Genomic DNA, 21,114 nt, shown 5'->3' with positions numbered 1-21,114 from the left:
CAGGGCCTCCTTGACCACTCACGGGGCCGGAGGCCCTACAGAGAAAAACAGGTATGACAGAAGTCGTCACCGAACGGCGTCAGCAGGATGCTACGACGCACTATCTTGTTGGATCGTCCGGCTCGCTTGACCGCCTCGATCACCGACGGCTGTACCTCGACCACCTGGTACCGGTCGGCCTCGACGGGTTCGCGTGAGAACGCCACCAAACCGAGCCGATGCAGGTTGTTCAGGTACGCGCTGATGCGGTCCAGATGACGACATCCCGCCAGTTCTCCGATCATCGACAGACCCTCGTCGATCATCTCCGAGCCGACGCCGAACGGCCGCGCCGTACGTACGTCCACGCTCGGTTGCGCACCTGAAGTGGCCAGCAACCGAAGAATTCGAGCTTCGTCCGGCGCGATCTCGTCAAGGATCCGGTCGTAGGCCGGGTGCAGATCGTCGCGATCGGTCACGTCCGCGGAACGGTCCAGCAACCTGTCGCCGCGTGCCCGCAGCGCCGCGAGAGTGGCTTCGACACTCTGTTTGCGATTGGTTCGAGTTGCCATTGCTGCCCGTAGGTTTTCGGTCCGCGAGCCGTCTCCGTTGGAGTTCTCGGCCCGACGTTCGGATTGAACATTGGCCGATTCAGCGGCCTCTGCCGCGGCTTCGGCGGCAGCCTGAACGATCTGCCGCGTCGCCTCCTTCGCCGTCCCGAAAGCCCAACCCGTCAGCTTGATCGACGTGAGCGTCGTCGTGGCAGTAAGCCCGACAAGGCTGCGGATCAGACGCTTTTCCACGGATTCGACCGGCGCGATGTCCGCAGCCCAGTCGTACGATTCCGCTTCGACGATCAGGCGATGGTCGTGCTCACTCATACTCATACTCCGACTCATACTCCGAATATTGCGAGGTGCAGGAAACCGGCAAACGAGCCCAGCACGGCCCCGTGTACGAACAACAGCCACTCGTCCTGTTTGACGGCTGAGCGTAGTAGTTCACTGAAATCTTCCGGTGAAAGGATGCTCATGCGTTCGGTGACGAAGACACGAATCTTCTCCGACTGGCTCTCGGCGAACTCCGCGTCCTCGAAGACCCTTGGGTACAGATCGAGCACTTCGGTGGTGGCCAGGCCGGGCAGACGCTTGTAGCTCTGCGAACCGACGGTCATCTTGACCACCGACTTTGCCCAGCCGGCGGCGTCGTCGACGGATTCGCGCAGTACCTGATCGAGCATCCGCCGCGTTCGGTCCGAGCGGGGACCTTCGAGGAGTTCGGTGCCGATGTTCTCGAGCGTCACGACGTGATCGGCCAGGGTTTTTGCGTACCCGGCGATGATCTCGGTGCGGCGTTTGAGGAAAAGTCCCTGCCGCCACGGCACCCAACGGCTGGGGGTGATCGGTTCGAAGATCATCGTGATTCCCAGGTAGTTCACGATGTACCCGATGATCACGCCACCGATGGGAAGCACCCACCACTGCGGAACCAGATGGAGGATTCCGACGAGCACGAAGCCCATCGGGAACCCGAAGTAGAAGCCGAAGTTCTGCATGAACCTGAGCTCTTTGTTGCCCATCGTGCGGAAGATGTCGTTGAGCAGTTTGGGATGCGAGGAGAGGTAGCGGATCACCATCAGCTTCGCGTCGATGAACTCGTCGATGTCCTCTTCGATGCGGTCGGTGATCATGCGCACGCTGGCCGGCAGATCGTCCTCCACCTTGCGGAAGACGGCTTCCTTCACCGACGTCGGAAGGTTGTGCCACAGCTGAGGATTCTCGGCCGTCATGATTCTGGTGACCACGCCGCGCACTTCACTGCGGGAGATGTTCACCAAGTGCTCGGCGATGCTGTCCGGGTCCAGGACGCGATAGAAATCGGCGATGCTTCCGACTTTCGCGAGGGATTTGTCGACGGCGATCGACGCCATCTTCTCCGCCCGCGAGGGGACGATGCCTTGCCAACCGAATCTGCCGTCGCTGGTGATCGCGGGGATCACCTGGACGCGCCGGGGGAGGAACGGGAAGAGCAGTTTGAGGCCGGGCACTTTGATCCCGTGGAAGTTGATCGGCGCAAACAGCATCAGGACGCCCGACCAATTGGTGATGTACCCGATGATTCCGGTGAACAAAGGAATGGTGATCAACTGTTCGAGCAAGTGGTCCGGCACCGTCGCACATCCTCCTCATATCCGAGAACCTCACGTTCGGACATGATTGCCGAAACTTCGCTCTTCGTGGGTGTTTCGTTGGCTACTGCTGCGCCTTCCCAGTTGCGTCAGCATAGAGGCCCGACAATTCGGGCTGTAGGTGGGTAGGAAGTTGATGTAACCTCACGTACATGGTCAGTATTGCGCACAACACGACGACGCCGGTTCTCTTCCGGCGCATCGTTTAGCAACTGCTGACCGAACCCTTTCAGCCCCGGGAGTTATCGCCCCGGGGCTTTCCTGTTTCGTCGCTCCGCGTGCGTCTCCCCTTGAACGATTTGGAGAGCTCTCATGAGCGTTGACCACCGCGAACTCGGGCGCGACCTGGAGTTTTTCGCCACCACCCCCATAGTCGGAGCCGGCCTTCCGCTCTGGTTACCGGACGGCGCCGTCATCAGGAACGAACTCGAAAAGTTCGCCGCCGAACAAGCAGCGCGCTCCGGTTGTCAGGGTGTCTATACCCCGGTTATGGCGAAGAAAGAGTTGTACGAGAGATCTGGTCATTGGTCCAAGTTCTCGGAAGACATGTTCCCCGAAATGAAGATAGGCGGAGAGTCATTTCTCCTTCGTCCGGCTAACTGTCCTCATCACGCTCAGGTATTCGCCGCTCGCGGTCGTAGTTATCGCGAGCTACCTTTCCGCGTTCGTGAACTCGGCTCGATGTTCCGTAGCGAACTCTCCGGAGTTCTCAGCGGATTGAGTCGAGTCCGACAGATCAATCTCGACGACGCACATGTCTTCTGTAGTCGTGAACAAGTGCAAGCGGAAGTGATCGTCGCGCTCGTCGCGATCGAGCGCTGCTACTCGACTCTGGGGATTGCCGAACGGGAGTACCGCCTCTCGATCAGAGGGGGAGAGGGGCAGTACCTCGGCACCGACGAGCAGTGGGCGGACGCCGAGGATCACCTTCGCGAGGCGCTGAATGCACGCTCGATCGAGTACGTGGAAGCGAAGGGGGAGGCAGCGTTCTACGGTCCCAAGATCGACGTCCAGGTGCGAGACGCGCACGGCCGCGAGGAAACACTCTCGACCGTGCAACTCGACTTCAATCAACCGGAGCGGTTCGACCTCGAGTACACCGCTGAGGACGGATCCAAGGCTCGCCCCGTCATGATCCATCGGGGCTTGCTCGGGTCGATGGAACGCATGACTGCGCTTTTGATCGAAAGGTTCGAAGGGCGGATGCCGCCGTGGCTGGCACCCAACCAAGTCTCGATTCTGCCCGTCGGCGACCGGCACCAGGTTGAGGCCGAGCGTTTGCGGGCCGATCTCGAGGCTCGCGATGTTCGAGTGGCGATCGCGCCTGACGGATCGTTGGGACGTCGCATCCGCGAGGCACGCACTCACCGTGACCCGTACATCGCGGTGATCGGGGACAACGAGGTGCACGGCGGCACCGTCGACGTTCTGGTCCCTGCGCGTGGTGGGCGGGCGGTCGTCGATGCGAGTGTGTTTGTCGCTCAGGTGGTCTCGGGCATCGAGGAGCGTGCCCTGCTTCCGGCAGACTTCTAGCCGACGGGTAGTTCGTGGAGCGCGCGCACCAGTGGCGCGAGTTCGGGCGTTTTGCACGCCTCGTCGAGTGCGGCCTCGAGGGTGGCGTCGTGCGTCGGCCGTGCGCTTTCGAGAAGCTCGCGGCCGGCCGGCGTCAGTTCGGTGTAGATGCCTCGACGGTCGTCGGCGCACAGGATGCGCGTCAGTAGTCCTCGATCTTCGAGTCGATTGACCAAGCGCGTCGTGGCGCTGCTGCTCAGTGCGGCAGCGCGAGCCAGCTGGGCCATCCGCATGTGCCAGCCGTCCTGGCGGCTCAGTGCGTCGAGCACGGTGTATTCGACGACGGACAGTTTGTGCTCACGCTGGAGCGCGCGTTCCAGTTCGGTGTCGAGGGCGCCGTGCAGTGCTGCGAGCGTGCGCCACCCTTGCGAACGGATTTCGACGGCGTCGTCGGCGATCCCCATGTGATTCTCCTTGTCCGTTTCCTGCGACTCCAGGTTACCAGCTTGCGCATGTAGCGCGCGCGTGCAACTATTTATAGCGCGCCTGCAACTACTGCACACGCCCGCTAACGGCTTACGCGTAAATCTGTGAAAGGAACATCGAGATGCCATTGGGTCTCATTGCCCTCGCTATGGGCGGGTTCGGGATCGGCCTCACCGAATTTGTCATCATGGGCCTCCTGCCCGAGGTCTCGGCTGATTTCGAGGTCACCGAGTCCGTCGCGGGCTACCTGATCTCGGGCTACGCACTGTCGGTGGCGATCGGCGCGATCCTCCTGACCGCTGCCGTCACCCGCTTCGAGCGCAAGAAGGTCCTTCTCTCGCTCATGGTGCTGTTCATCATCGGCAACCTGATGTCCGCGCTCGCGCCCTCCTACGAGGTCATGATGGGCGGACGCATCGTTGCGGCACTGTGCCACGGTGCGTTCTTCGGGATCGGTTCGGTGGTTGCCGCCGACATGGTCGCGCCCAACAAGCGTGCCGGCGCCATCGCGATGATGTTCGCGGGCCTGACCATCGCCAACGTTCTCGGCGTTCCGTTCGGCACTCTGCTGGGCCAGCAACTCGGATGGCGCTCGACCTTCTGGGCCATCACTGTCATCGGCGTCATCGCCCTGATCGGAATTGCAGCACTCGTCCCGACGACGCCTGCCAGCACGACCGGTGGCGGATTGCGCGGAGAGTTGGGGGCATTCCGCAACAAGCAGGTATGGCTCTCGATCGCCATCACCATCCTCGGCTACGGCGGAATGTTCGGAGCCTTCACCTACATCGCCTTCACCCTCACCGAGGTCACCGGCTTCGCGACGTCCAGCGTTCCGTGGCTGCTCATCCTCTTCGGCTCGGGCCTGTTCGTCGGTAACTTCCTCGGAGCCAAGGCGGCCGACCGCTCGCTGACGAAGTCGCTGGTCTGGATTCTCGCGATCCTGACCGTCGTTCTGATCGTGTTCGCCGCCACCGCCGAGAGCAAAGTCATGACCGTGATCTCGCTGTTCTTCATGGGCGCCTTCGGTTTTGCGACGGTTCCAGGTCTGCAGATGCGGATCATGAACTACGCGTCGGCCGCACCGACCATGGCATCGGGTGCAAATATTGCCGCCTTCAACGTCGGCAACGCGCTCGGGGCATGGCTGGGCGGAATCACCATCGCCGCGGGACTCGGCTTCACCTCCCCGATCTGGATGGGGGCGGCGGTCACCGTCGCCGGTCTGCTGGTCCTGATCGTCGCGGCGAAGATCGACCGCCCGGCAGCGTCAGAGCAGTCGACGTCGAGCATCTCGCTGCACCCGACCGCCGCCTGAACGTGGCCATTGCGCTCTGATCCCATCGCGTGAACGTATCGCTCCCCTTGTCCAACAAGGGGAGCGATACGTTCACGCGGGTCAGGTGAGGCGGAATTCGGACGTCACCCCGGAGAACGGCGAAATCGCGCCGCTACCCCGAGCCTTCGACGCACCGAAGTGTTGGACTCGATACGTACCCGCCGGAGTATCGACCGGAACATCCCACGTGATGCGCACGACGGAACCGTTGCTCCCGACCCGGCGCCAGTGCAGTTTGGTGGACCAGTCGTTGTCGTCGGCGACCCGTGTCCAGGATCCGCCGGTATTTCGCTGGATCTCGTAGAAGGTCCCGTTTCGGTGAGTGTCGTTCTTGGGGTGGCCGGTGACGAACTCGACGGCAACCTGCGCACCCGGTGAGCCGTCGCCGGGCTGGACGGTCGCATCGCCGAATTGTGTTCCCGGCAAGGGCTCGTCGAAGTCGACGCCAGGTCCGAAGCTGGGTTGGAACCCGGACAGGTCGGCCGGCGCGGGGCCGCGAGGAGGTTCGGTGCCGTCGCGCATCGCGGCTGCGAGAGCGGCGTACCCCTGTTGATAGGCCGGCAGTGTGTAACGGCCGAACATCGTCGAACCGCCCTCGTACTGCTGCGAATCGTATTCCTGTGGCGTGGTGCAGTAGCTCGAGTACGAGTTCGCGTAGCCCTGGAAGATGACGTTCTCGAGGGGAACCCCAAGCTCCTCGGCGACGGTTCGACGCACTCGTAATCCGGAGACGATGGTGAATTCCGCAGGGCCACCGACGATGTAGAACTGGCCGATCCGCAGGATCTGGATCTTCAGTACGTTCGGCACCCATCCGCCCGGTGGCAACAGGCCGACCGGAACGACTACGAGCTTGGGAGCCTGTGCATCCTGAAGCCATTGAGGCACAGGAGCATCCATGCCGCCCAAGGCGTCGATCATGGGGTTTCGGGTGCCCTCGGGGAAGATCGGAATTGCCGGCCCGTCCTCGACGCTTCCGGCGCTCATTGCCGCACCGATCGCTGCCGGTGCAGTGCGGTGCTCGCGCCCGTCCGGGGTGAATCTTCCGCTCACCACCTGATTTGCCATGTCCAGGTACATGATCCGACTGTCGACACCACCAGTGACGGTTTCGGAGGCCGAGCCGAAGGCAGTTCGAGCCGCCGCAACCTGGCGCAGCCCGATGATGCGTGCATTCTCGAATTCGTCCTCGGTCGGTCCGCGTCCGGGCTCGAGGAAGAGGTTCGGTGACATGTCGCCGCTGTTGGTCTGCGGAAAAGCGGCAATGAAACTGGTGTCGCCGTCGAGGTAACGCACACCCCGGTCGTCGTGCTCCCAGAAGTACGCCGCGGCGCCCTTGTTGTCCCCGGAGATGAGATGGTTCTCGTTCGTGAGCGAGGCGCAGTGGGTGGCGAACCAGTTGATCGCACCGATGTCCTTGCTGCCCCGGCTGATCCGCATGACACGCATGTGGTGATCGTTGCCACCGGGGTAGTAGGCCTTGTCCTCTTCGGGGTTGAGGTCGAACGCCACTCGTGATCGGTTGACGCTGGCATCGGTGAGATCGGACCGCCCGAAACGGACGGAGCCCGGCGCCAGGTTCTCGTGGGCAGCGCTGATCGCCTCGACCATGCCGTTGACCTCGGCTTCGAACACCTGCAGTTCGAAGCCGAGAACTGCGAGGTTGTACGCGTAGTTGTGCGAGGCCCCACCACATGCCGCGTGTGAATGGATGGCCGTCAACATGACGTTGCGTTCGGTGTAGATGTCGCCGAATTTCCCAGCCAGCCGGCGTAGGACCTCGTCGTGAACGGACTGGAAGATCATGCAGTTGTCGACGCACACGTAGGCGACCCGTGACCCGCCGGACTCGAAGATGAAGGCGCGTGCGCGCATTCGCTGGTGCAGGCCTTCGGCGCGTTGGTCGAAGCTCGAGTAGCCCATCATGCCGACCTCGGCGACCGGTCCGGTCACATCGGAGATCCCGACGCCCACCTGCAACGACGACGACTTGTCGGTACGTGCGGGTGAAACGGTGCGTGCCGGCGAAGCTGCGACGGCCTGGTTCGTCGACAGAGCGGCGAGCGCAGGTGCGGCGGCAGCGCCTGCCAGTACGGTGCGTCGGGTGATCTGCACGAGTGTCCTTTCGGGCGGTCTGACGCGAGTTGGTCAACCGTCCAGGAGTGTAGCCCGAGTCACACGTGACCGAAAGGGGTGCCGTCGGCCGACACTCAGATCGTTGTCGCCTCCCCGAACGTCATCGCCAGGTTTTTGATGGTCGTGGTCATCAGGGCCCGGCGGGGGAGTCCCAGTTTCCGAAGCTCCGCCGCCATCGGGTGACTACCCAGCTGAACCTCTGCTCCACCAGGGCGCGATTTGACGCCGGTCGGCGCCATGTCCCACGACGTGCACCTGGTTGCGCCGTCGAGATGCGAGTACGCGGCCAACGACATGTTGGCTCCGCCGCCAGGCACGCTGACGCCGGACTTCACACTCAACTGTGTGATGAGTTTGCCGTCGCGCGAGACGGATCCGCGCTTGACCGAGCCGACGTGCTCGGTGTCGAACTCGGCGAGCACCTTCGGGAATCCCCAGATTTCCCGGCCGGCGGCCTTGGTGAACTCTCCGTCCACCGGCAACTCGTGAATGAGTGCCCCTGCAGTTCCGGCAGCGAGCGAACGTAGATCTCCCAGCACCGAGGTTTCGGGAGGCGCAGTGTGGCTGCGCACCATGTACGTCACCCCGAATTCGTTGTACGGACCTAGATCCCCATCGATGTAGTCGACAAAAACCAGGCCGCACAGCGCCCGGCCGGGACGGTATTGGAGGACGGTCAAGCCGGTGTAATCGATGATCGACTGCGCCGTTGCGCTGGGTACCGAGTACAACGCCATGAAGGCCGACGCGGTGCGAACTTCGACGGGCATCTCGACCTTCTTGCCCAGAATCGTGTAGCTCATGGCGCGACCACCCCGCGGAGTCCGTCGGATCCGTAGACGGGTTCGAGCATCGAGCGGAAATCCGGTCCGCGGCGCAGCATTTGGCCTCCGTCGACGTTGATGATCTGCCCGGTGATCCAGGTGGACTGCGGTCCGAGGAGGAAGGAAGCGAGTCCGGCGACGTCCTCGACCTCGCCGACGCGTTCGAGCGGAGTGTTGGCCAGGTAATCGTCCAGGATGGGGCCACCGTCGGTGATGAGCGCGACCAGATCCGTTCGGGTGAGACCCGGCCGGATCGCATTGACACGAATGTTGCTGGCGCCCAGTTCGTCTGCCGCCAATTGCACCAGGTGGTCGACGCCGGACTTCGAGACGCCGTACGCGCCGAACCAGCGATGTGTGTTGCTGCTGGCGATCGACGAGATCGCGACGATGGATCCACCGCCTCCTGCCACCAGCGCCCGGGCGCCGTGCTTGATCGTCAGCATGGTCCCCGTGACGTTGAGGTCGACGGTGCGGCGCCACGCGTCGACGTCGAGTTGCGTGACCGGTGCGATGGTTTCGTTCCCGCCGGCGCAGGCCACGACTCCGTCGAGCTTTCCGGTGACGGAGACCGCCGCGGCAACAGCGGCGACGACGTCTGCCTCGATCGTGACGTCGGTAGGGGAGACGCTGACCGATCCTTCCGGACTCGACTGCCGGATCGATTCGGCGGCAGCTTCGAGTTTCTCCTTGTTGCGTCCGCAGATCGTGACGTGAGCGCCAGACGCAACCAGCGAACGAGCGATGCCCAGACCGATGCCACTACCGCCGCCGGTCACCAGTATCGATGTGCCGGTGAAAGTGGGTATGCCCGCTGAGGCGGTGTCGTCGTCCATGTGTGTCTCCTGGTCGTTGCTCCGGCGGGCTCGCGTGCTGATTCTGGAGGTTTTCCGGTTCGGCTTCGGTGAAAACGCCCCACGCTATATAGGAACAGGTTCTACTTATTGTGGCAAGGGTTGTGCGAGAGGTGGAGTGATGGCTACCAGACCGACCTTCGATTTGATCGACGGACGCTTCTACAGCGGAGACCTCGGGAATGTGCGCGACGCATACGCCTGGATGCGTGATCACGAGCCCGTGTACCGAGACGACGCCAACGGAATCACCGCGGCCGCGAGCTACGACGCCGTCGTCGCAGCCGAGCGGGATCCCGAACTGTTCTCCAACGCCGGCGGCATCCGCCCCGAAACGGGTCCGTTGCCGCAGATGATCGACATGGACGACCCGCAGCACCTCACGCGTCGACGCTTGGTCAACGCGGGTTTCACACGTAAGAAGGTCGAAGCCAAGGCCGGCCGTATCCGGGAGATCTGCGATCAACTGATCGACGCCGTCTGTGAGAAAGGAGAAGCCGACTTCGTCGCAGACCTGGCCGCACCACTTCCCATGGCCGTCATCGGCGACATGTTGGGTGTCCGTCCCGAGGAACGCGCGTTGTTTCTGCGGTGGTCGGATGATCTGGTGAAGGCATTGGGAAGCAACGCTTCCCAGGAGCAACTGCAGGCCATGATGGCTGCGTATGTCGACTTCACCGCGTACATGATGCGAACCATTGCCGAGCGGAGGAGCGAGCCGGCCGACGATTTGGTGAGCACATTGATTCACAGTGCGGTCGACGGCGAGGCCCTCTCCGATCAGGAAATCGTCAACGAGTCCCTACTGATACTCATCGGCGGTGACGAGACCACACGGCACGTCCTGAGCGGCGGCATGGAGCAGCTGCTGCGCCATCCGGACCAGCATCGAGCGCTGGCCGACGATCCCGATGCCATTCCCTTGGCAATGGAGGAGATGTTGCGGTGGTCCTCGCCGATCAAGAACATGGCTCGAACTCTGACCCGTGATACCGATTTCTTCGGTGCGCAACTGAAGGCGGGTGAGAAGATGCTGCTGCTCTTCGAATCGGCAAATTTCGACGAGTCCGTGTTCCTGAACGCCGAACGGTTCGATATCGGCCGCACACCGAATCCACACGTGGCCTTCGGCTTCGGAACGCATTTCTGTCTGGGTAATCAGCTGGCCAGGCTCGAGGGACGGATCATGTTCGAGCAACTCTTCGCCAGGCTGCCGGGAATGGCACTTGCCACCGACGCGCCGTTGCAGCGGCGTGCCGCCAACTTCGTGTCCGGTCTCGAATCGATGCCGGTGCGGTTTACCGCTTCGGCGCCGTCAGCCGGGTAGTTGGCAGTTGGGAGGCGCAGCATCTTCGGAGAGGGCGCTGCCCGCCGGATTGACGTAGACGACCTCGAGTACCAATGGTGTTGTCTGCGAGTTGTTTCCGATGTGCACATGATCTGAACCGCTCGGTTCGATCAAAGTATTTCCGGCGCTGTAGATCCCGTCGACGGAGCAATCGGATCGGTAGTGGCTCAACGTGCCCTGCGCGATCAGTGCGTAGAGCGTCCCGTCGTGGAAGTGCCAACCGGTGGAACCGCCGGGGTCGATGGTGATCTGACGCAGGATGTAGTCCTTGCCGTCGAAAGTCACCTGCCCGAGGATTTCACCGTGTACTCCCGTGCTCGGTGTTGCCGACGCATTGATCGGCGTCAGAGACAGCCCGATCGCTGCGGACACTGCAAGCAGAACCTGATGGCGTTTACGCATGAGCGGCCCTCCCAGACGGATGTGCTCCTGAGTGTCCTCCGACAGTGTCCGATTTATCCCGGTTTTCGTGGATCTTGCAGGGTGAAGGCAGAGGTATGCCCTTGAGAGGCGGTTACGCTCGTGTCATGCAGCAAGTCGCGACGAGGCGCCGGAGCCAGCCGCCGCCTGCGCGCTTCATGTTCGAGGCATTGATCGATCCGTACCGCCAGCCCGCCCGGCACTGGCTGGAACTTCTCGAGAGCGAGATCGCACCGGAGATCGTCAGGGCTGAAGAACCGGGGCTGGTGATCTGGTCGTCGATCTGGCCGGACCGCCCCGACGCCGTCATCCGATTCGACATCGAGGCGGTCGGAAACGGCACGATGCTGCGTTGGACGCTTTTCCTCGAAGATCCGATACCGTCCGAGGCGGAGGTCGTGCGGATGCGAAAGCGGCTCAACACCTTGATAAATGCGAATCTCAGGTTCAACTTCGGCCAATAGTTCGCCAAAAGCGGGAACTCTGTGGGCGCCCGTCCCGCCTACCTGCAATTGCGATACGGCATGGACAAAGCCGCCGGCACCGAAAAGGTGTCCAGCGGCTTCACAGCGTCGGTGCTCGTCTTGCGCCTCTCGGCAAGTGGCCGCTCGAATCGGCATTTCTTTCGGTGGTATCCGGGGCAAAGAACTTCAGCACCGATGGCCTGTCGAGATGCAGCGAAGATTGGCGGGACGTGCGCCGCCACTTTGGTGGGCTTCGGGCGAGTCTCCGAAGCCCGCCAAAGTAGTTGCTTCGGCTCCAATAGCTTCTGAAAACTCAGACCGCAGGATCGGAGCGGCGCCGGTGAGGATTCGCGGTGTGAGCAGAGTAAGTAACGATGCGCTGGCCGACCCGTGCGGCCATGAGAGTGGAGACGCCGCTGGGCAGTAGCGGGTCATAGCCGGTGAGTTCGGCGATGCGGGAGAGCCGGTAGGTAACTGTGTTGCGATGGATGAACAGTGCCTGGGCGGAGACGTTGTGGTTGAACTCGCTGTCGATGAACGCATCGAGCGTCTCCAGCAGCGCAGGATGATCGGCAAGGGGATCGAGTAACGCTGCCAGAGCCGTCAGCGTGGGTCCGCCCGCAGCCACGGAATACTCGAATATCATGCGATTTCGGGTGCAGACCGTTTCAGCCCGGCCGAGGGCGCGGGCGGTCTCGGCGACGGTCCGTGCTTCGGCATAGGCCCCGGGGATGTCCGCCCGCGTAAGTGCGGTCGCGACCCCAATCCAGAATTCAGACTGAATGGCACTGTTGGACAGTACGATTCGGCTGGCTAACGCCGACGCCGGATCGCGTTCGTCGCCCGGGCGCAGGGGGACGAGCGCGATCCAACCGCCGTTGTCGCGGTAGAGGAAGGTGCCCGGGAGCAGCCCGAGCCGGTCGCGGAGGGCGGTGAGGGTGCCGGGCGCCGGTTGACCGAGTCGTACCGCGGCAACGATGAACGATTCCGCGATGGGGATCTCGGGTGCGCCCGTCCATCCGCTGACCTCGCGTCCAGCGAGCAGGTCGGCGGCGATCTCGCCTTGGCGTTCCAGGATGTCCCAGCGTGGCTGCCGGCTGTCCTCGATCAGGGTGGTGGCGATGTGTGTGACCACCAGATTGAGGTAGTTGGTCAGGCACAGCCCGAGTTTGGGCAATAGCGGGTACTCATCTGGTTCGAGGGCCAGGATGGACTCGCTCCATAGGAATGCGGTGCCGACCCGGTAGTTGGTCAGAATCTCCTCGAGGGACATGCCGTCACGGATCAGTCGCAACGCTCGTTCGACGATCGGGCGGGTGTCTTCCCTGGTCAGTTCGTGTTCCATGACGAGTGACCGGAAGAACAATGCGATGTTGAGCTGCACGCTGGGCACGAAGTCTGCGTCCAGCATGGAGTGCGGCAGCAGGTCGTCGGTCTTTAGAGTGGTGGCCAAGCCGGCCGCCCGGGCGTGCGCCCGGGCGATCACGTGCTGCCATTGCTCGTCGTGCGCGGGCCCGGGTTCGGGGTAATGCGCCATATTGCCTCCTCAGTCACTGGTACCCACGACCAATTCGCTCAAGCTCCTGGGAAGCCTGCGGGCAGAGGGGCGGGGGACCCGAGATTGAACTTCGGACCTGGGGACAAGCCGCGCAGTACGGCGCTGGTCCACGCTACCGCCGGAGCCCAACCGGTGACGGCATTGAGTCCGTGCTCGGGCAACGGTACGGTGATGAACCGCATGTCGGCACCGCTGTCCCAGTACTTGTTCACTGTCGGCAGCACTGTCGAGGGTGGCACGATCTCGTCCCAGATGCCGTGCCACCACAGGATCGGGCTGTCCGGGATGTGCTTGCCGAGACTGTTTTCTTCGAGCACTTGCATGACCGCAGGTTCGGTGTCCAACGATTTACCTGGCTTGAAATATGCGCTGAGTGGGCGGTAAGCCCCTGAGGGCGCGATGGTGATGACACAGCGAGATTGGAAATCGCGCAGCAATTGCTGGCCTTCCTCGGTGAGCAATTCCTCAGGCCGGAACACGTCCGGGTATTCCCGTGCCAAGGCTACGAACCCGAGCCACATGGTGAAATTTCCGGCTCCCGCGAGTCCGGGGTGCGGCTGCACTGCATATCGTGCGATGCCGGTGAGGCTGCCTGGGGTGGCGCCCGCGGCCGTGCCCAGCAGCCGTACGTCGGGCGCGTAGGTCGCACGCAGTTCGGCAGCGCGCATCGATCCCGAGCCGCCACCGGAGTATCCGTACAACGCGATGCCGGGATCGGCCAGGCCCAGCCCCTCATCGTTCTTCACCGCGCGCAGGCTGTCCAGCACCATCTTGCCCTCGGCATAGGTGTTGAACGTGTTGAACTTGCCGTCGAAGTCGGGGACGTTGATGGCGAAGCCCTGCGCCAGCCAACCGGCCACGAGCGGGGACTCCTTCATCGTGCCGACCTGCAAGGTGTGCGACGGATTGCAGGACGAATCGGTGGAGTCGATGGCCTCCTGGAACGAGACCACCGGCCGGGTACTTCCCTGCCACGGAATGCCTGGCACGATGACCGTCGTGGCTGTCACGATCGGATTGTCGTGGACATCGTTGGATCGGAAGAGTAGTTGCTTGGTGTAGACGGGAACCGGAATACCGACCAACCGGGTCTGCACCTCCCGAGTGCGCACAATCTGACCAGGTGCATAGGACGCGAGGTCCTCCGGATCGTTGTACCAGGGGTCTTCCGAGGGGGTCGGAATCGGCAGCTGATCGTAGAGTTGCGGTTCGGACGGCAGTTGTGGGAGCTGGTTCTGGTCCGGAGGAAATACGATATCGGTGGGATCACCCGCCGCAGTATTCGCACCGACCAGCACAGCTACCGCGGATATCATTGCCACAGTCGAGTGTCGCAACCACGTCTTACTCATTTAGCCTCCAGCGTCATCGCCATGAGGTGAAAGCCTCCAGGCGTCTGGAACAAGAACACCGCATGACGCGGTGTGAAATCTTCGGCACGATCCCAGCGGTGATTGCAATTATTAGTGCATGTGCACAATCGAATCGGCTGCGCTTCATCTGACTGGACAGGAATTGCTGGCGGGACGCTCCAGGAAGGACGCGATGCGCGTAGGCCCCGGTATCGAGTAGGGCAATCTACGGTCCCCTGGGGGGAAATGCTGGGAACCGATGTTCTATTCGTAGCCACATCGTTTCCCTCTTCGCAGCGAATACTTTCGGTGAAAACGTATGCCGGTGGGAACTTTCCCGGCAGGGTAAACGTAGAGTAAAGAACAAGGCTTCTTTCGCATCGACAGAGAGACCCATGGACAGCCACAGACCCAGGCCGGACACACCCCACTACGTGAACGCATGTGATGGCGAGGTGTCCGGCTCATGATGATCGCCCTGACACTGCTGCTCGGTGTGCTGGTCGTTCTGCTGATCACCGCAGTGACCGGCTACTTCGTTGCCCAAGAGTTCGCCTACATGGCCGTGGACCGATCCCGGCTCAATTCACTCGCCCAGGCCGGCGATTTGGGGGCGCAGCGGGCTCTGGCGGTGACGCGACGCACCTCGTTCATGCTTTCCGGCGCCCAGCTGGGCATCACCGTCACCGGTCTGCTCGTCGGTTACGTCGCCGAACCTCTCATCGGTGAATCGCTGGGAACGATCTTCGGTGGCATCGGCATTCCCACCGCCGTCGGGCTCGCGATCGGTGCCGTGCTGGCTTTGCTGTTCTCCACTCTGGTCCAGATGCTCTTCGGTGAGCTCTTTCCGAAGAACCTGGCCATCGCCCGTCCCGAACCGGTGGCCCGGTGGCTAGCTCGCTCGACCACCCTCTATCTGAAACTGTTCGGCTGGCTGATCTGGATCTTCGACCAAGCGTCGAACCTGCTACTTCGTGCCCTGAAGATCGAGCCGGTGCACGACGTCGAACACTCCGCCTCCGCCCGCGACCTCGAGCACATCGTCGCCGAATCCCGCGAAACTGGGACTCTGCCGCCCGAGTTGTCGACGATGCTCGATCGTATTCTCGATTTCCCCACTCGTCCGGTGGAGCACGCGATGATCCCGCGCACCCATGTCGACACCGTCCGCGCTGACGACTCCCTCGACCACGTCATCACTCTCATGGGGCGAGGGCACTCCAGATATCCCGTCGTGGGAGCAGATTCCGAGGACATCGTCGGCGTCATCCACCTCCAGGATGTTCTCGGCCTGACACCGACCACTGATCTGACCGTGCGCGCACTCACCCGCTCCGCCCTGATCTTCCCGACCACACTTCCCCTGCCGAAGGCCCTGGCCGAACTCACCGACAGCAAGAACCAACTCGCTTGCGTCATCGACGAATACGGTGGATTCGCCGGAATTATCACCCTCGAGGACATCGCCGAAGAACTCGTCGGCGAAATCACCGACGAACACGACCCCGATCTGCCACTCGAACTACCCAGCGAGGACGGATCGTGGACCGTCGACGGTGGCGTGCACCTCGACGAGATCGAACGCACCATCGGACACGACCTCCCGAGCGGTGACTACGAGACGATCGCCGGCTTCACCATCGCTCATCATGGCGAACTTCCGGCCGAAGGGACCCGAATCCGCGTCGAATTGCCACCTGATCCCGCCGACCTGATTTCCGACGGCGAACAACCCCGACATTCACTGGTCATCGATGTCCTGTCCGTCGAGCGGCACGTCCCGGCATCACTACGACTACGCCTCGACCCCACCGAGATGGCCGGGACTGAAGCCGCGGAGGAGAACCGATGAGCAATCCCTGGATCGTCATTGCGATCACCGTCGGCCTCATCGCATTGAGCGCCTTCTTCGTCGCCGTCGAATTCGCCCTCATTTCCGCCAAACGGCACCGCCTCGAAGACGCCGCCCCCAACAGCCGCTCCGCCCGAGCCGCTCTGCGCAGCGCCTCCGAGCTGACCGTGCTCCTCGCCGGCTCCCAACTCGGCATCACCGTCTGCACCCTCGCACTCGGCGCGATCACCAAACCCGCCGTCCACCACTGGCTCACCCCTGCCTTCTCGAATTGGGGTATGCCGCTGTGGATCGCCGACGTCGCCGGTTTCGTTCTCGCGCTGATCATCGTGACTTTCCTGCATCTGGTCGTCGGTGAAATGGCACCGAAATCCTGGGCGATCGCCCACCCCGAGAAATCCGCCACACTGCTCGCCATCCCGATGCGCGGATTCATGTGGATCACCCGGCCTCTACTGCAATCGCTGAACTCGATGGCCAACTGGCTTCTGGTCAAAGTCGGTGTGCAACCGGTCGATCACGTCGGCAGCGGCCAGGACCCCGACGCCTTGCGGCACCTGGTCGAGCACTCCACCAACGTCGGAGCCCTCGACGCCGGATACTCCGCGCAACTCTCCGGCGCCCTCGACATGCAGACCCTGACCGTCCGCGATCTGCTTCCGAGCAACAAAGCTCCGACCTCCGTCACCACATCCGCGACCATGAACCACGTTCGATCGGTATCGAAACAATCAGGGCACCTACGAATCCTCGTTCGCGACAACGGTGTTCCTCTCGGGATCGTGCACGTTCGCGACACCCTGCTCCAACCCGACCACACCCGCGCCGAGGACATCATGCGACCGGCGTTCACCCTTGCGCCCGATACCCCCGTCCACCTCGCACTCGCCTCGATGAGGGAGAGCCGAAATCACCTCGCCGTAGTCACAGACGAACGAACAACGGTCGGCATCATCACTCTCTCCGATGTTCTCTCGCGATTGTTCCCGCGGTCCGAACCAGCAATCTGACCCGGGCTTGGGCACGACGATCAGATCTCAGGTTGCTCGAAGCGATGCTCGAAAGGAACGACCAGATCGTCGTGCCCAACGACCGGTGTTCAGATCAACTCCGGATTCTCGGCGTACACCTCTTCGAGGATCGACATGTCGAACAGTTGGTCCGCCGTAATCTCCAGCCCCGCTTTCGACAGTGCCGCGATGTTCTGTTCGATCAGTTGGGGTGTCATCGTGAACAACCCGTTGGCTTTGGTATCTGCCGACACCACAAGATCGTTCTGTGCGGTGGCTTCCTTGATCTGCTCTTCGAGTTCCAGGTTCTGGTCCTTGCCGTAGACCTCGACGGCAAGCCGCGCCGACTCTGCCGGATCAGCGACCGCGTCCTTCCAACCCTGGATCTCGGCCTTCAGGAATGCCTTGAGCTTGTCCCTCTCGTTGTCGATGGTGGACTGGAGAACCGTGAACGATTCGGCGACCAACGGCAGGTTGTAGTCCGCGAAGAGGAAGTGGGCGTTGGGGAAACCTTTGGCGGCCAGTGTGATCGGCTCGTTGGTCACGTAGGAGACCCAGCCGTCCACCTCGCCGTTTGCCAGGGGGCTCGGATCGAACTGCGCGGGCACGATCGTCATCTGGCTTTCGGTCAGGCCGTTGGCTGCCAGGAGAGCTCCGAAGACGAGCTGATTGGAATCCTGGACGCCGATCTTCTTGCCGATCATGTCCTGCGGTGAGTTGATCGGTGCCGCAGCGGAACTGACAATCGCAAACGGATTCTTCTGGAACGTCGCCCCGACGATCTTTGCCTCCAGTCCGTCGAGTACGGCGGGTGCTGTGAGCTGCGGTGCGGACATTCCGATCCACACCTTGCCGGTGTCCAAGCCGGCTTCGACGCCGGTACCGGCTGCGCCACCTGCCACCAGGTCTACATTCCCGAACCCGGCATCCTTGTAGTACCCCTTGTCGAGAGCGAAGTACTCACCGGCGAACTCGATGTTCTTGATCCAGGACAACTGCACTGCAACTGTTCCGAATTCGGAACCGTCGTCCGTGGTTCCGCCACTCGAACTGCTGGAGTCACTGCTACACGCGAGCAATGACGCACTACCGGCGACTGCGATGCCGGTCAGCGCGGAGTAGCGGAAGAAGGCCCTGCGGTCCAGCTGGCGGACGGGCTTGAATGGCGTCATGAATCGGAACACTAGGGCCAGTCGGTTTCGTTCAGTTTGCTTGGGAGAGAGAGTTTGTTGAGGTCGTGTTAACAGATGTCACGACTTGCCCGCCGAAGGACCGAAACGAGACAGAGCGATGCTTTCGAAGATCCCGACCACGGCGTAGAGGACGATCGACACCACGGTGATCACCACGATAGATGCCCACAATTCGTTGTACTGGTAGCGCGGAATGGCTTTGATCATGCTCGAACCCAAGCCTTGACCGCTACCGAGCCATTCGCCGATCAGTGCTCCGATCAAAGCGCCGGGCACTGACACCCTAGCGGCGGCGAACACCGCCGGAAGTGCGGACGGTACGGACACCATTCGCAATGCGGTCCAACGACTCCCGCCGTACGCAGCGATGAGGTCTTGTGCCTGAGCTGGAGCGGCGCGCAGACCGACCATGATCATGACCAGGGCAGGAAAGAACACCACTATCGCAACCATGACCGTCACACCCACGATTCCGCGGCCGAATATCAGGACGATGATCGGGGTCATCGCAACGAGAGGAACAGATCGTAGAAGCATTGCAACGGGCATGAAAGTCTGTTCGACAGTGCGGGAAACGACGAAGATCGATGCCACCACGAGCGCGGCAGTCATTCCGACGGCAAAGCCGACACCGGCGTCGCGCAGAGTGATGAACAGGTTGTCGATGATGCCCGAACGAGCGTCGGCGGACTTAGGACCGGAGAACAGGTACTCCCAGACGTCGGCCGGCGTCTTTCCCACACGCGGGCCGACCTGGGGGAAGGTGTTGAGGAAGACCACCCAGATGACAAGCAGCAGTGCCGAGGCGATGGCAATCGGAGCGAGGAATCTCAATGTTCCTCGTACCGCGGTCATTTCTGTGCTCCCGGAGCGCTCGTCCACGGGGTGACGAGCCGGGCGATCGCTGCGACGACGGCGTATCCCAGGCCGGCGAGCAAGGCGGCGGCGATGGCCATTCCCCACGTTCGCGGGACGTTGTACGACGTCTGAGCGGCCGTGAGTGCGACGCCGATCCCGCTGTCCACCCCGCCGAGATACTCTCCGAGGATGGCACCGAGTACAGCCGAGGGTGCAGCAATCTTGAGGGCGGCAAAGGTACTCGGAAGTGCGCTCACCAGTTGAACTTTGGTGAACTTCTGCCAACGCCCACCACCGTAGGCGGCAACGAGATCGAGACTCGTCTTGTCGGCCGATCTCAGGCCAGCGAGTGTGCCGACCATCGTGGTGAAGAAGCAGTACATCGCGGCGAGAAAGATCGTGGGGGTCCGGCCGCCGAAGACGACCAGGATGATTGGGCCAAGCGCCAACAGCGGTGTGCAGTAGCTCAGGATCGCCAATTGTGTGGCCAATCCCTCGATGGGCGGAATGAGGACGACAAGCACGGCAAGCGTGATCGCCAGCAGATTTCCCCAGAGAAAGCCCTGCAGCGCACCGGAAGCCGTGACGGTGAAATTGGGTCCGTACAGCGACCAACCGTCGTCGAACATCGTCGAAACAACCACCCACGGCGTCGGAATCGTACCTCCCGCAACACCGGCCGCCGCCAGAATCCACCAGAGAGCGATCAGTCCGCAGATGCCGACTGCACCGCCGAACCACGTTGGACGCTTCAATCGGATCCGGCGCGGTACAGATGGCTGCGCCGCCGCGGTCGCGACGTTCTCGATATCGGTAATTGTCATGCGACGCCTGCTTTTCCGAAGAGCAGTCCGGAGAGGTAGTCGTGGATCTCGTGGAACTCGGGTGTACGCATCATCTCGGGAGTACGCGGGCGCGGCAGGTCGATCGGCACGACTTCGAGGACGCGTCCGGGCCTCGGCGTCATGACGGCAACGACGTCGGAGAGGAACACGGCTTCGGCGATTCCGTGAGTCACCATCAACGTGGTCGCCGGTTTCTCGGTCCAGATCCTGAGCAATTCGATATTAAGTCGTTGTCGGGTCATGTCGTCCAGCGCGCCGAAGGGTTCGTCGAGTAGGAGGACACTCGGCTTGACCACGAGCGATCGTGCGATCGACACACGCTGACGCATACCGCCGGACAATTGAGCGGGCTTGGCCTTCTCGAATCCTTCGAGGCCGACGAGAGCGATCAGGTCGGCGATCTGGTCGGGGTCGGGATCGATGCCGGCAACCTGAAGCGGCAGTTTGATGTTGGAGGTCACCGTCCGCCACGGCAGCAAAGCCGAATCCTGGAAGGCGATTCCGAGTTCGCGGCGCTTGCGTAACTCGGCGGGCGACTGTCCGTTGACAAGTGCTGTTCCCGACGTCGGAGTATCGAGGCCCGCAAGGATGCGGAGAACGGTGGACTTCCCGCATCCGGACGGCCCGAGCAGAGACAGAAAGGATCCTTCGCTGGTTTGAAGGGACACGTCGGTCAGCGCGGTCACCGACCGACGACCCATCTCGAAGGTCTTGCCGAGGCCGGAGATGTCGAGACCGGTTCCAGCGGGGCGAGGTGTGGTGACGGGACTGGTCATTCCCGCACAGTACGAACGTCCGATTGCGGTCATGTTGCCTGCGCGTCACCGCTGCGTGAGGCTGGTTCGGCGTCTCCTGTCACAGCGCCGTGGTGAGATGGACGTCTGGACGGAGTGAGG

Annotated in this window: 19 protein-coding genes; 6 read left to right on the top strand and 13 right to left on the bottom strand. The window is 62.3% G+C overall.

Annotated elements, in window-relative coordinates; all coding sequences use genetic code 11:
* Positions 1-35 precede the first annotated feature (35 nt).
* Together EEB12_RS30820 and EEB12_RS11315 are read right to left on the bottom strand one after the other, a co-directional pair.
* Positions 36-860 carry an Abi-alpha family protein gene (locus EEB12_RS30820; RefSeq protein WP_019746907.1) on the bottom strand — a complete coding sequence of 275 codons (825 nt, stop codon included), beginning with the start codon at positions 858-860 and terminating at the stop codon, positions 36-38.
* 14 nt (positions 861-874) lie between these two features.
* Entirely contained in the window at positions 875-2,149 is a 1,275-nt protein-coding gene (locus tag EEB12_RS11315; RefSeq protein ID WP_019746908.1) for a DUF445 domain-containing protein, read from the bottom strand.
* 330 nt (positions 2,150-2,479) lie between these two features.
* Between EEB12_RS11315 and thrS the strand changes: the two genes are divergently transcribed.
* A complete protein-coding gene (thrS, locus tag EEB12_RS11310) occupies positions 2,480-3,700 on the top strand; it encodes a threonine--tRNA ligase (protein ID WP_047890333.1) in 1,221 nt (406 codons plus the stop codon).
* On the opposite strand, the gene EEB12_RS11305 is transcribed toward thrS, so the two are convergent.
* The gene (locus tag EEB12_RS11305) at positions 3,697-4,143 is read right to left on the bottom strand and encodes a MarR family winged helix-turn-helix transcriptional regulator (protein ID WP_003945852.1); all 447 of its coding nucleotides are present in this window, start codon (positions 4,141-4,143) and stop codon (positions 3,697-3,699) included. The two genes, thrS and EEB12_RS11305, sit on opposite strands and share 4 nt — an antisense overlap.
* Before the next feature lie 143 nt (positions 4,144-4,286).
* Between EEB12_RS11305 and EEB12_RS11300 the strand changes: the two genes are divergently transcribed.
* A complete protein-coding gene (locus EEB12_RS11300; RefSeq protein ID WP_141487777.1) occupies positions 4,287-5,483 on the top strand; it encodes an MFS transporter in 1,197 nt (398 codons plus the stop codon).
* Positions 5,484-5,564: 81 nt separating this feature from the next.
* Here EEB12_RS11300 and EEB12_RS11295 read toward each other — a convergent pair whose 3' ends face one another.
* From EEB12_RS11295 to EEB12_RS11285, 3 genes are all read right to left on the bottom strand, one after another.
* On the bottom strand, positions 5,565-7,619 hold the full coding sequence (locus tag EEB12_RS11295; protein WP_141487776.1) for a neutral/alkaline ceramidase: 2,055 nt from the start codon (positions 7,617-7,619) through the stop codon (positions 5,565-5,567).
* Positions 7,620-7,714: 95 nt separating this feature from the next.
* On the bottom strand, positions 7,715-8,443 hold the full coding sequence (locus EEB12_RS11290) for an acetoacetate decarboxylase family protein (RefSeq protein ID WP_007734116.1): 729 nt from the start codon (positions 8,441-8,443) through the stop codon (positions 7,715-7,717).
* Positions 8,440-9,300 (bottom strand): SDR family oxidoreductase, encoded by an 861-nt coding sequence (locus EEB12_RS11285; RefSeq protein WP_019746912.1) that lies wholly within the window; start codon positions 9,298-9,300, stop codon positions 8,440-8,442. The genes EEB12_RS11290 and EEB12_RS11285 overlap by 4 nt, the downstream gene beginning before the upstream one ends.
* A 139-nt stretch (positions 9,301-9,439) precedes the next feature.
* Between EEB12_RS11285 and EEB12_RS11280 the strand changes: the two genes are divergently transcribed.
* Complete coding sequence (locus EEB12_RS11280; RefSeq protein WP_047890335.1) at positions 9,440-10,645, top strand: cytochrome P450; 1,206 nt, start codon at positions 9,440-9,442, stop codon at positions 10,643-10,645.
* Here EEB12_RS11280 and EEB12_RS11275 read toward each other — a convergent pair.
* Positions 10,634-11,068, bottom strand: a complete 435-nt coding sequence (locus EEB12_RS11275) for a cupin (protein WP_113682127.1) — start codon at positions 11,066-11,068, stop codon at positions 10,634-10,636. The two genes, EEB12_RS11280 and EEB12_RS11275, sit on opposite strands and share 12 nt — an antisense overlap.
* A gap of 125 nt (positions 11,069-11,193) precedes the next feature.
* On the opposite strand from EEB12_RS11275, the gene EEB12_RS11270 reads away from it, so the two are divergent.
* The gene (locus tag EEB12_RS11270; RefSeq protein ID WP_024487755.1) at positions 11,194-11,550 is read left to right on the top strand and encodes a hypothetical protein; all 357 of its coding nucleotides are present in this window, start codon (positions 11,194-11,196) and stop codon (positions 11,548-11,550) included.
* Between the two features lie 313 nt (positions 11,551-11,863).
* On the opposite strand, the gene EEB12_RS11265 is transcribed toward EEB12_RS11270, so the two are convergent.
* Together EEB12_RS11265 and EEB12_RS11260 are read right to left on the bottom strand one after the other, a co-directional pair.
* A complete protein-coding gene (locus tag EEB12_RS11265; RefSeq protein ID WP_141487775.1) occupies positions 11,864-13,087 on the bottom strand; it encodes a PucR family transcriptional regulator in 1,224 nt (407 codons plus the stop codon).
* A gap of 38 nt (positions 13,088-13,125) precedes the next feature.
* Entirely contained in the window at positions 13,126-14,460 is a 1,335-nt protein-coding gene (locus tag EEB12_RS11260; protein WP_020968441.1) for a lipase family protein, read from the bottom strand.
* A gap of 466 nt (positions 14,461-14,926) precedes the next feature.
* Here EEB12_RS11260 and EEB12_RS11255 point away from each other — a divergent pair, with 466 nt between their 5' ends.
* Positions 14,927-16,312, top strand: coding sequence for a hemolysin family protein (locus EEB12_RS11255; RefSeq protein ID WP_113682128.1), 1,386 nt, complete (start codon positions 14,927-14,929; stop codon positions 16,310-16,312).
* On the top strand, positions 16,309-17,322 hold the full coding sequence (locus EEB12_RS11250; protein WP_020968443.1) for a hemolysin family protein: 1,014 nt from the start codon (positions 16,309-16,311) through the stop codon (positions 17,320-17,322). Before EEB12_RS11255 ends, EEB12_RS11250 begins: the two co-directional genes overlap by 4 nt.
* Positions 17,323-17,411: 89 nt before the next feature.
* On the opposite strand, the gene EEB12_RS11245 is transcribed toward EEB12_RS11250, so the two are convergent.
* From EEB12_RS11245 to EEB12_RS11230, 4 genes are all read right to left on the bottom strand, one after another.
* Positions 17,412-18,494 carry an ABC transporter substrate-binding protein gene (locus EEB12_RS11245; protein ID WP_020968444.1) on the bottom strand — a complete coding sequence of 361 codons (1,083 nt, stop codon included), beginning with the start codon at positions 18,492-18,494 and terminating at the stop codon, positions 17,412-17,414.
* Between the two features lie 78 nt (positions 18,495-18,572).
* Complete coding sequence (locus EEB12_RS11240; RefSeq protein WP_042950824.1) at positions 18,573-19,370, bottom strand: ABC transporter permease; 798 nt, start codon at positions 19,368-19,370, stop codon at positions 18,573-18,575.
* The gene (locus EEB12_RS11235) at positions 19,367-20,197 is read right to left on the bottom strand and encodes an ABC transporter permease (protein WP_003945560.1); all 831 of its coding nucleotides are present in this window, start codon (positions 20,195-20,197) and stop codon (positions 19,367-19,369) included. Before EEB12_RS11235 ends, EEB12_RS11240 begins: the two co-directional genes overlap by 4 nt.
* Positions 20,194-21,027, bottom strand: a complete 834-nt coding sequence (locus EEB12_RS11230) for an ABC transporter ATP-binding protein (protein WP_141487774.1) — start codon at positions 21,025-21,027, stop codon at positions 20,194-20,196. Before EEB12_RS11230 ends, EEB12_RS11235 begins: the two co-directional genes overlap by 4 nt.
* Positions 21,028-21,114: the final 87 nt, after the last annotated feature.

The organism is Rhodococcus sp. WS1, assembly GCF_003797745.1.
GTDB lineage: Bacteria > Actinomycetota > Actinomycetes > Mycobacteriales > Mycobacteriaceae > Rhodococcus_F > Rhodococcus_F erythropolis.
This window is presented reverse-complemented; position numbering and strand designations above follow the sequence as displayed.

Bases quoted from the DNA above. Each gene is read 5' to 3' on its own strand.
- EEB12_RS11285 (WP_019746912.1), bottom strand. From the start codon at position 9,300: ATGGACGACGACACCGCCTCAGCGGGCATACCCACTTTCACCGGCACA.
- EEB12_RS11260 (WP_020968441.1), bottom strand. From the start codon at position 14,460: ATGAGTAAGACGTGGTTGCGACACTCGACTGTGGCAATGATATCCGCG.
- EEB12_RS11300 (WP_141487777.1), top strand. From the start codon at position 4,287: ATGCCATTGGGTCTCATTGCCCTCGCTATGGGCGGGTTCGGGATCGGC.
- EEB12_RS30820 (WP_019746907.1), bottom strand. From the start codon at position 860: ATGAGTGAGCACGACCATCGCCTGATCGTCGAAGCGGAATCGTACGAC.
- EEB12_RS11305 (WP_003945852.1), bottom strand. From the start codon at position 4,143: ATGGGGATCGCCGACGACGCCGTCGAAATCCGTTCGCAAGGGTGGCGC.
- EEB12_RS11230 (WP_141487774.1), bottom strand. From the start codon at position 21,027: ATGACCGCAATCGGACGTTCGTACTGTGCGGGAATGACCAGTCCCGTC.
- EEB12_RS11265 (WP_141487775.1), bottom strand. From the start codon at position 13,087: ATGGCGCATTACCCCGAACCCGGGCCCGCGCACGACGAGCAATGGCAG.
- EEB12_RS11235 (WP_003945560.1), bottom strand. From the start codon at position 20,197: ATGACAATTACCGATATCGAGAACGTCGCGACCGCGGCGGCGCAGCCA.
- EEB12_RS11270 (WP_024487755.1), top strand. From the start codon at position 11,194: ATGCAGCAAGTCGCGACGAGGCGCCGGAGCCAGCCGCCGCCTGCGCGC.
- EEB12_RS11275 (WP_113682127.1), bottom strand. From the start codon at position 11,068: ATGCGTAAACGCCATCAGGTTCTGCTTGCAGTGTCCGCAGCGATCGGG.
- EEB12_RS11245 (WP_020968444.1), bottom strand. From the start codon at position 18,494: ATGACGCCATTCAAGCCCGTCCGCCAGCTGGACCGCAGGGCCTTCTTC.
- thrS (WP_047890333.1), top strand. From the start codon at position 2,480: ATGAGCGTTGACCACCGCGAACTCGGGCGCGACCTGGAGTTTTTCGCC.
- EEB12_RS11255 (WP_113682128.1), top strand. From the start codon at position 14,927: ATGATGATCGCCCTGACACTGCTGCTCGGTGTGCTGGTCGTTCTGCTG.
- EEB12_RS11280 (WP_047890335.1), top strand. From the start codon at position 9,440: ATGGCTACCAGACCGACCTTCGATTTGATCGACGGACGCTTCTACAGC.
- EEB12_RS11240 (WP_042950824.1), bottom strand. From the start codon at position 19,370: ATGACCGCGGTACGAGGAACATTGAGATTCCTCGCTCCGATTGCCATC.
- EEB12_RS11250 (WP_020968443.1), top strand. From the start codon at position 16,309: ATGAGCAATCCCTGGATCGTCATTGCGATCACCGTCGGCCTCATCGCA.
- EEB12_RS11290 (WP_007734116.1), bottom strand. From the start codon at position 8,443: ATGAGCTACACGATTCTGGGCAAGAAGGTCGAGATGCCCGTCGAAGTT.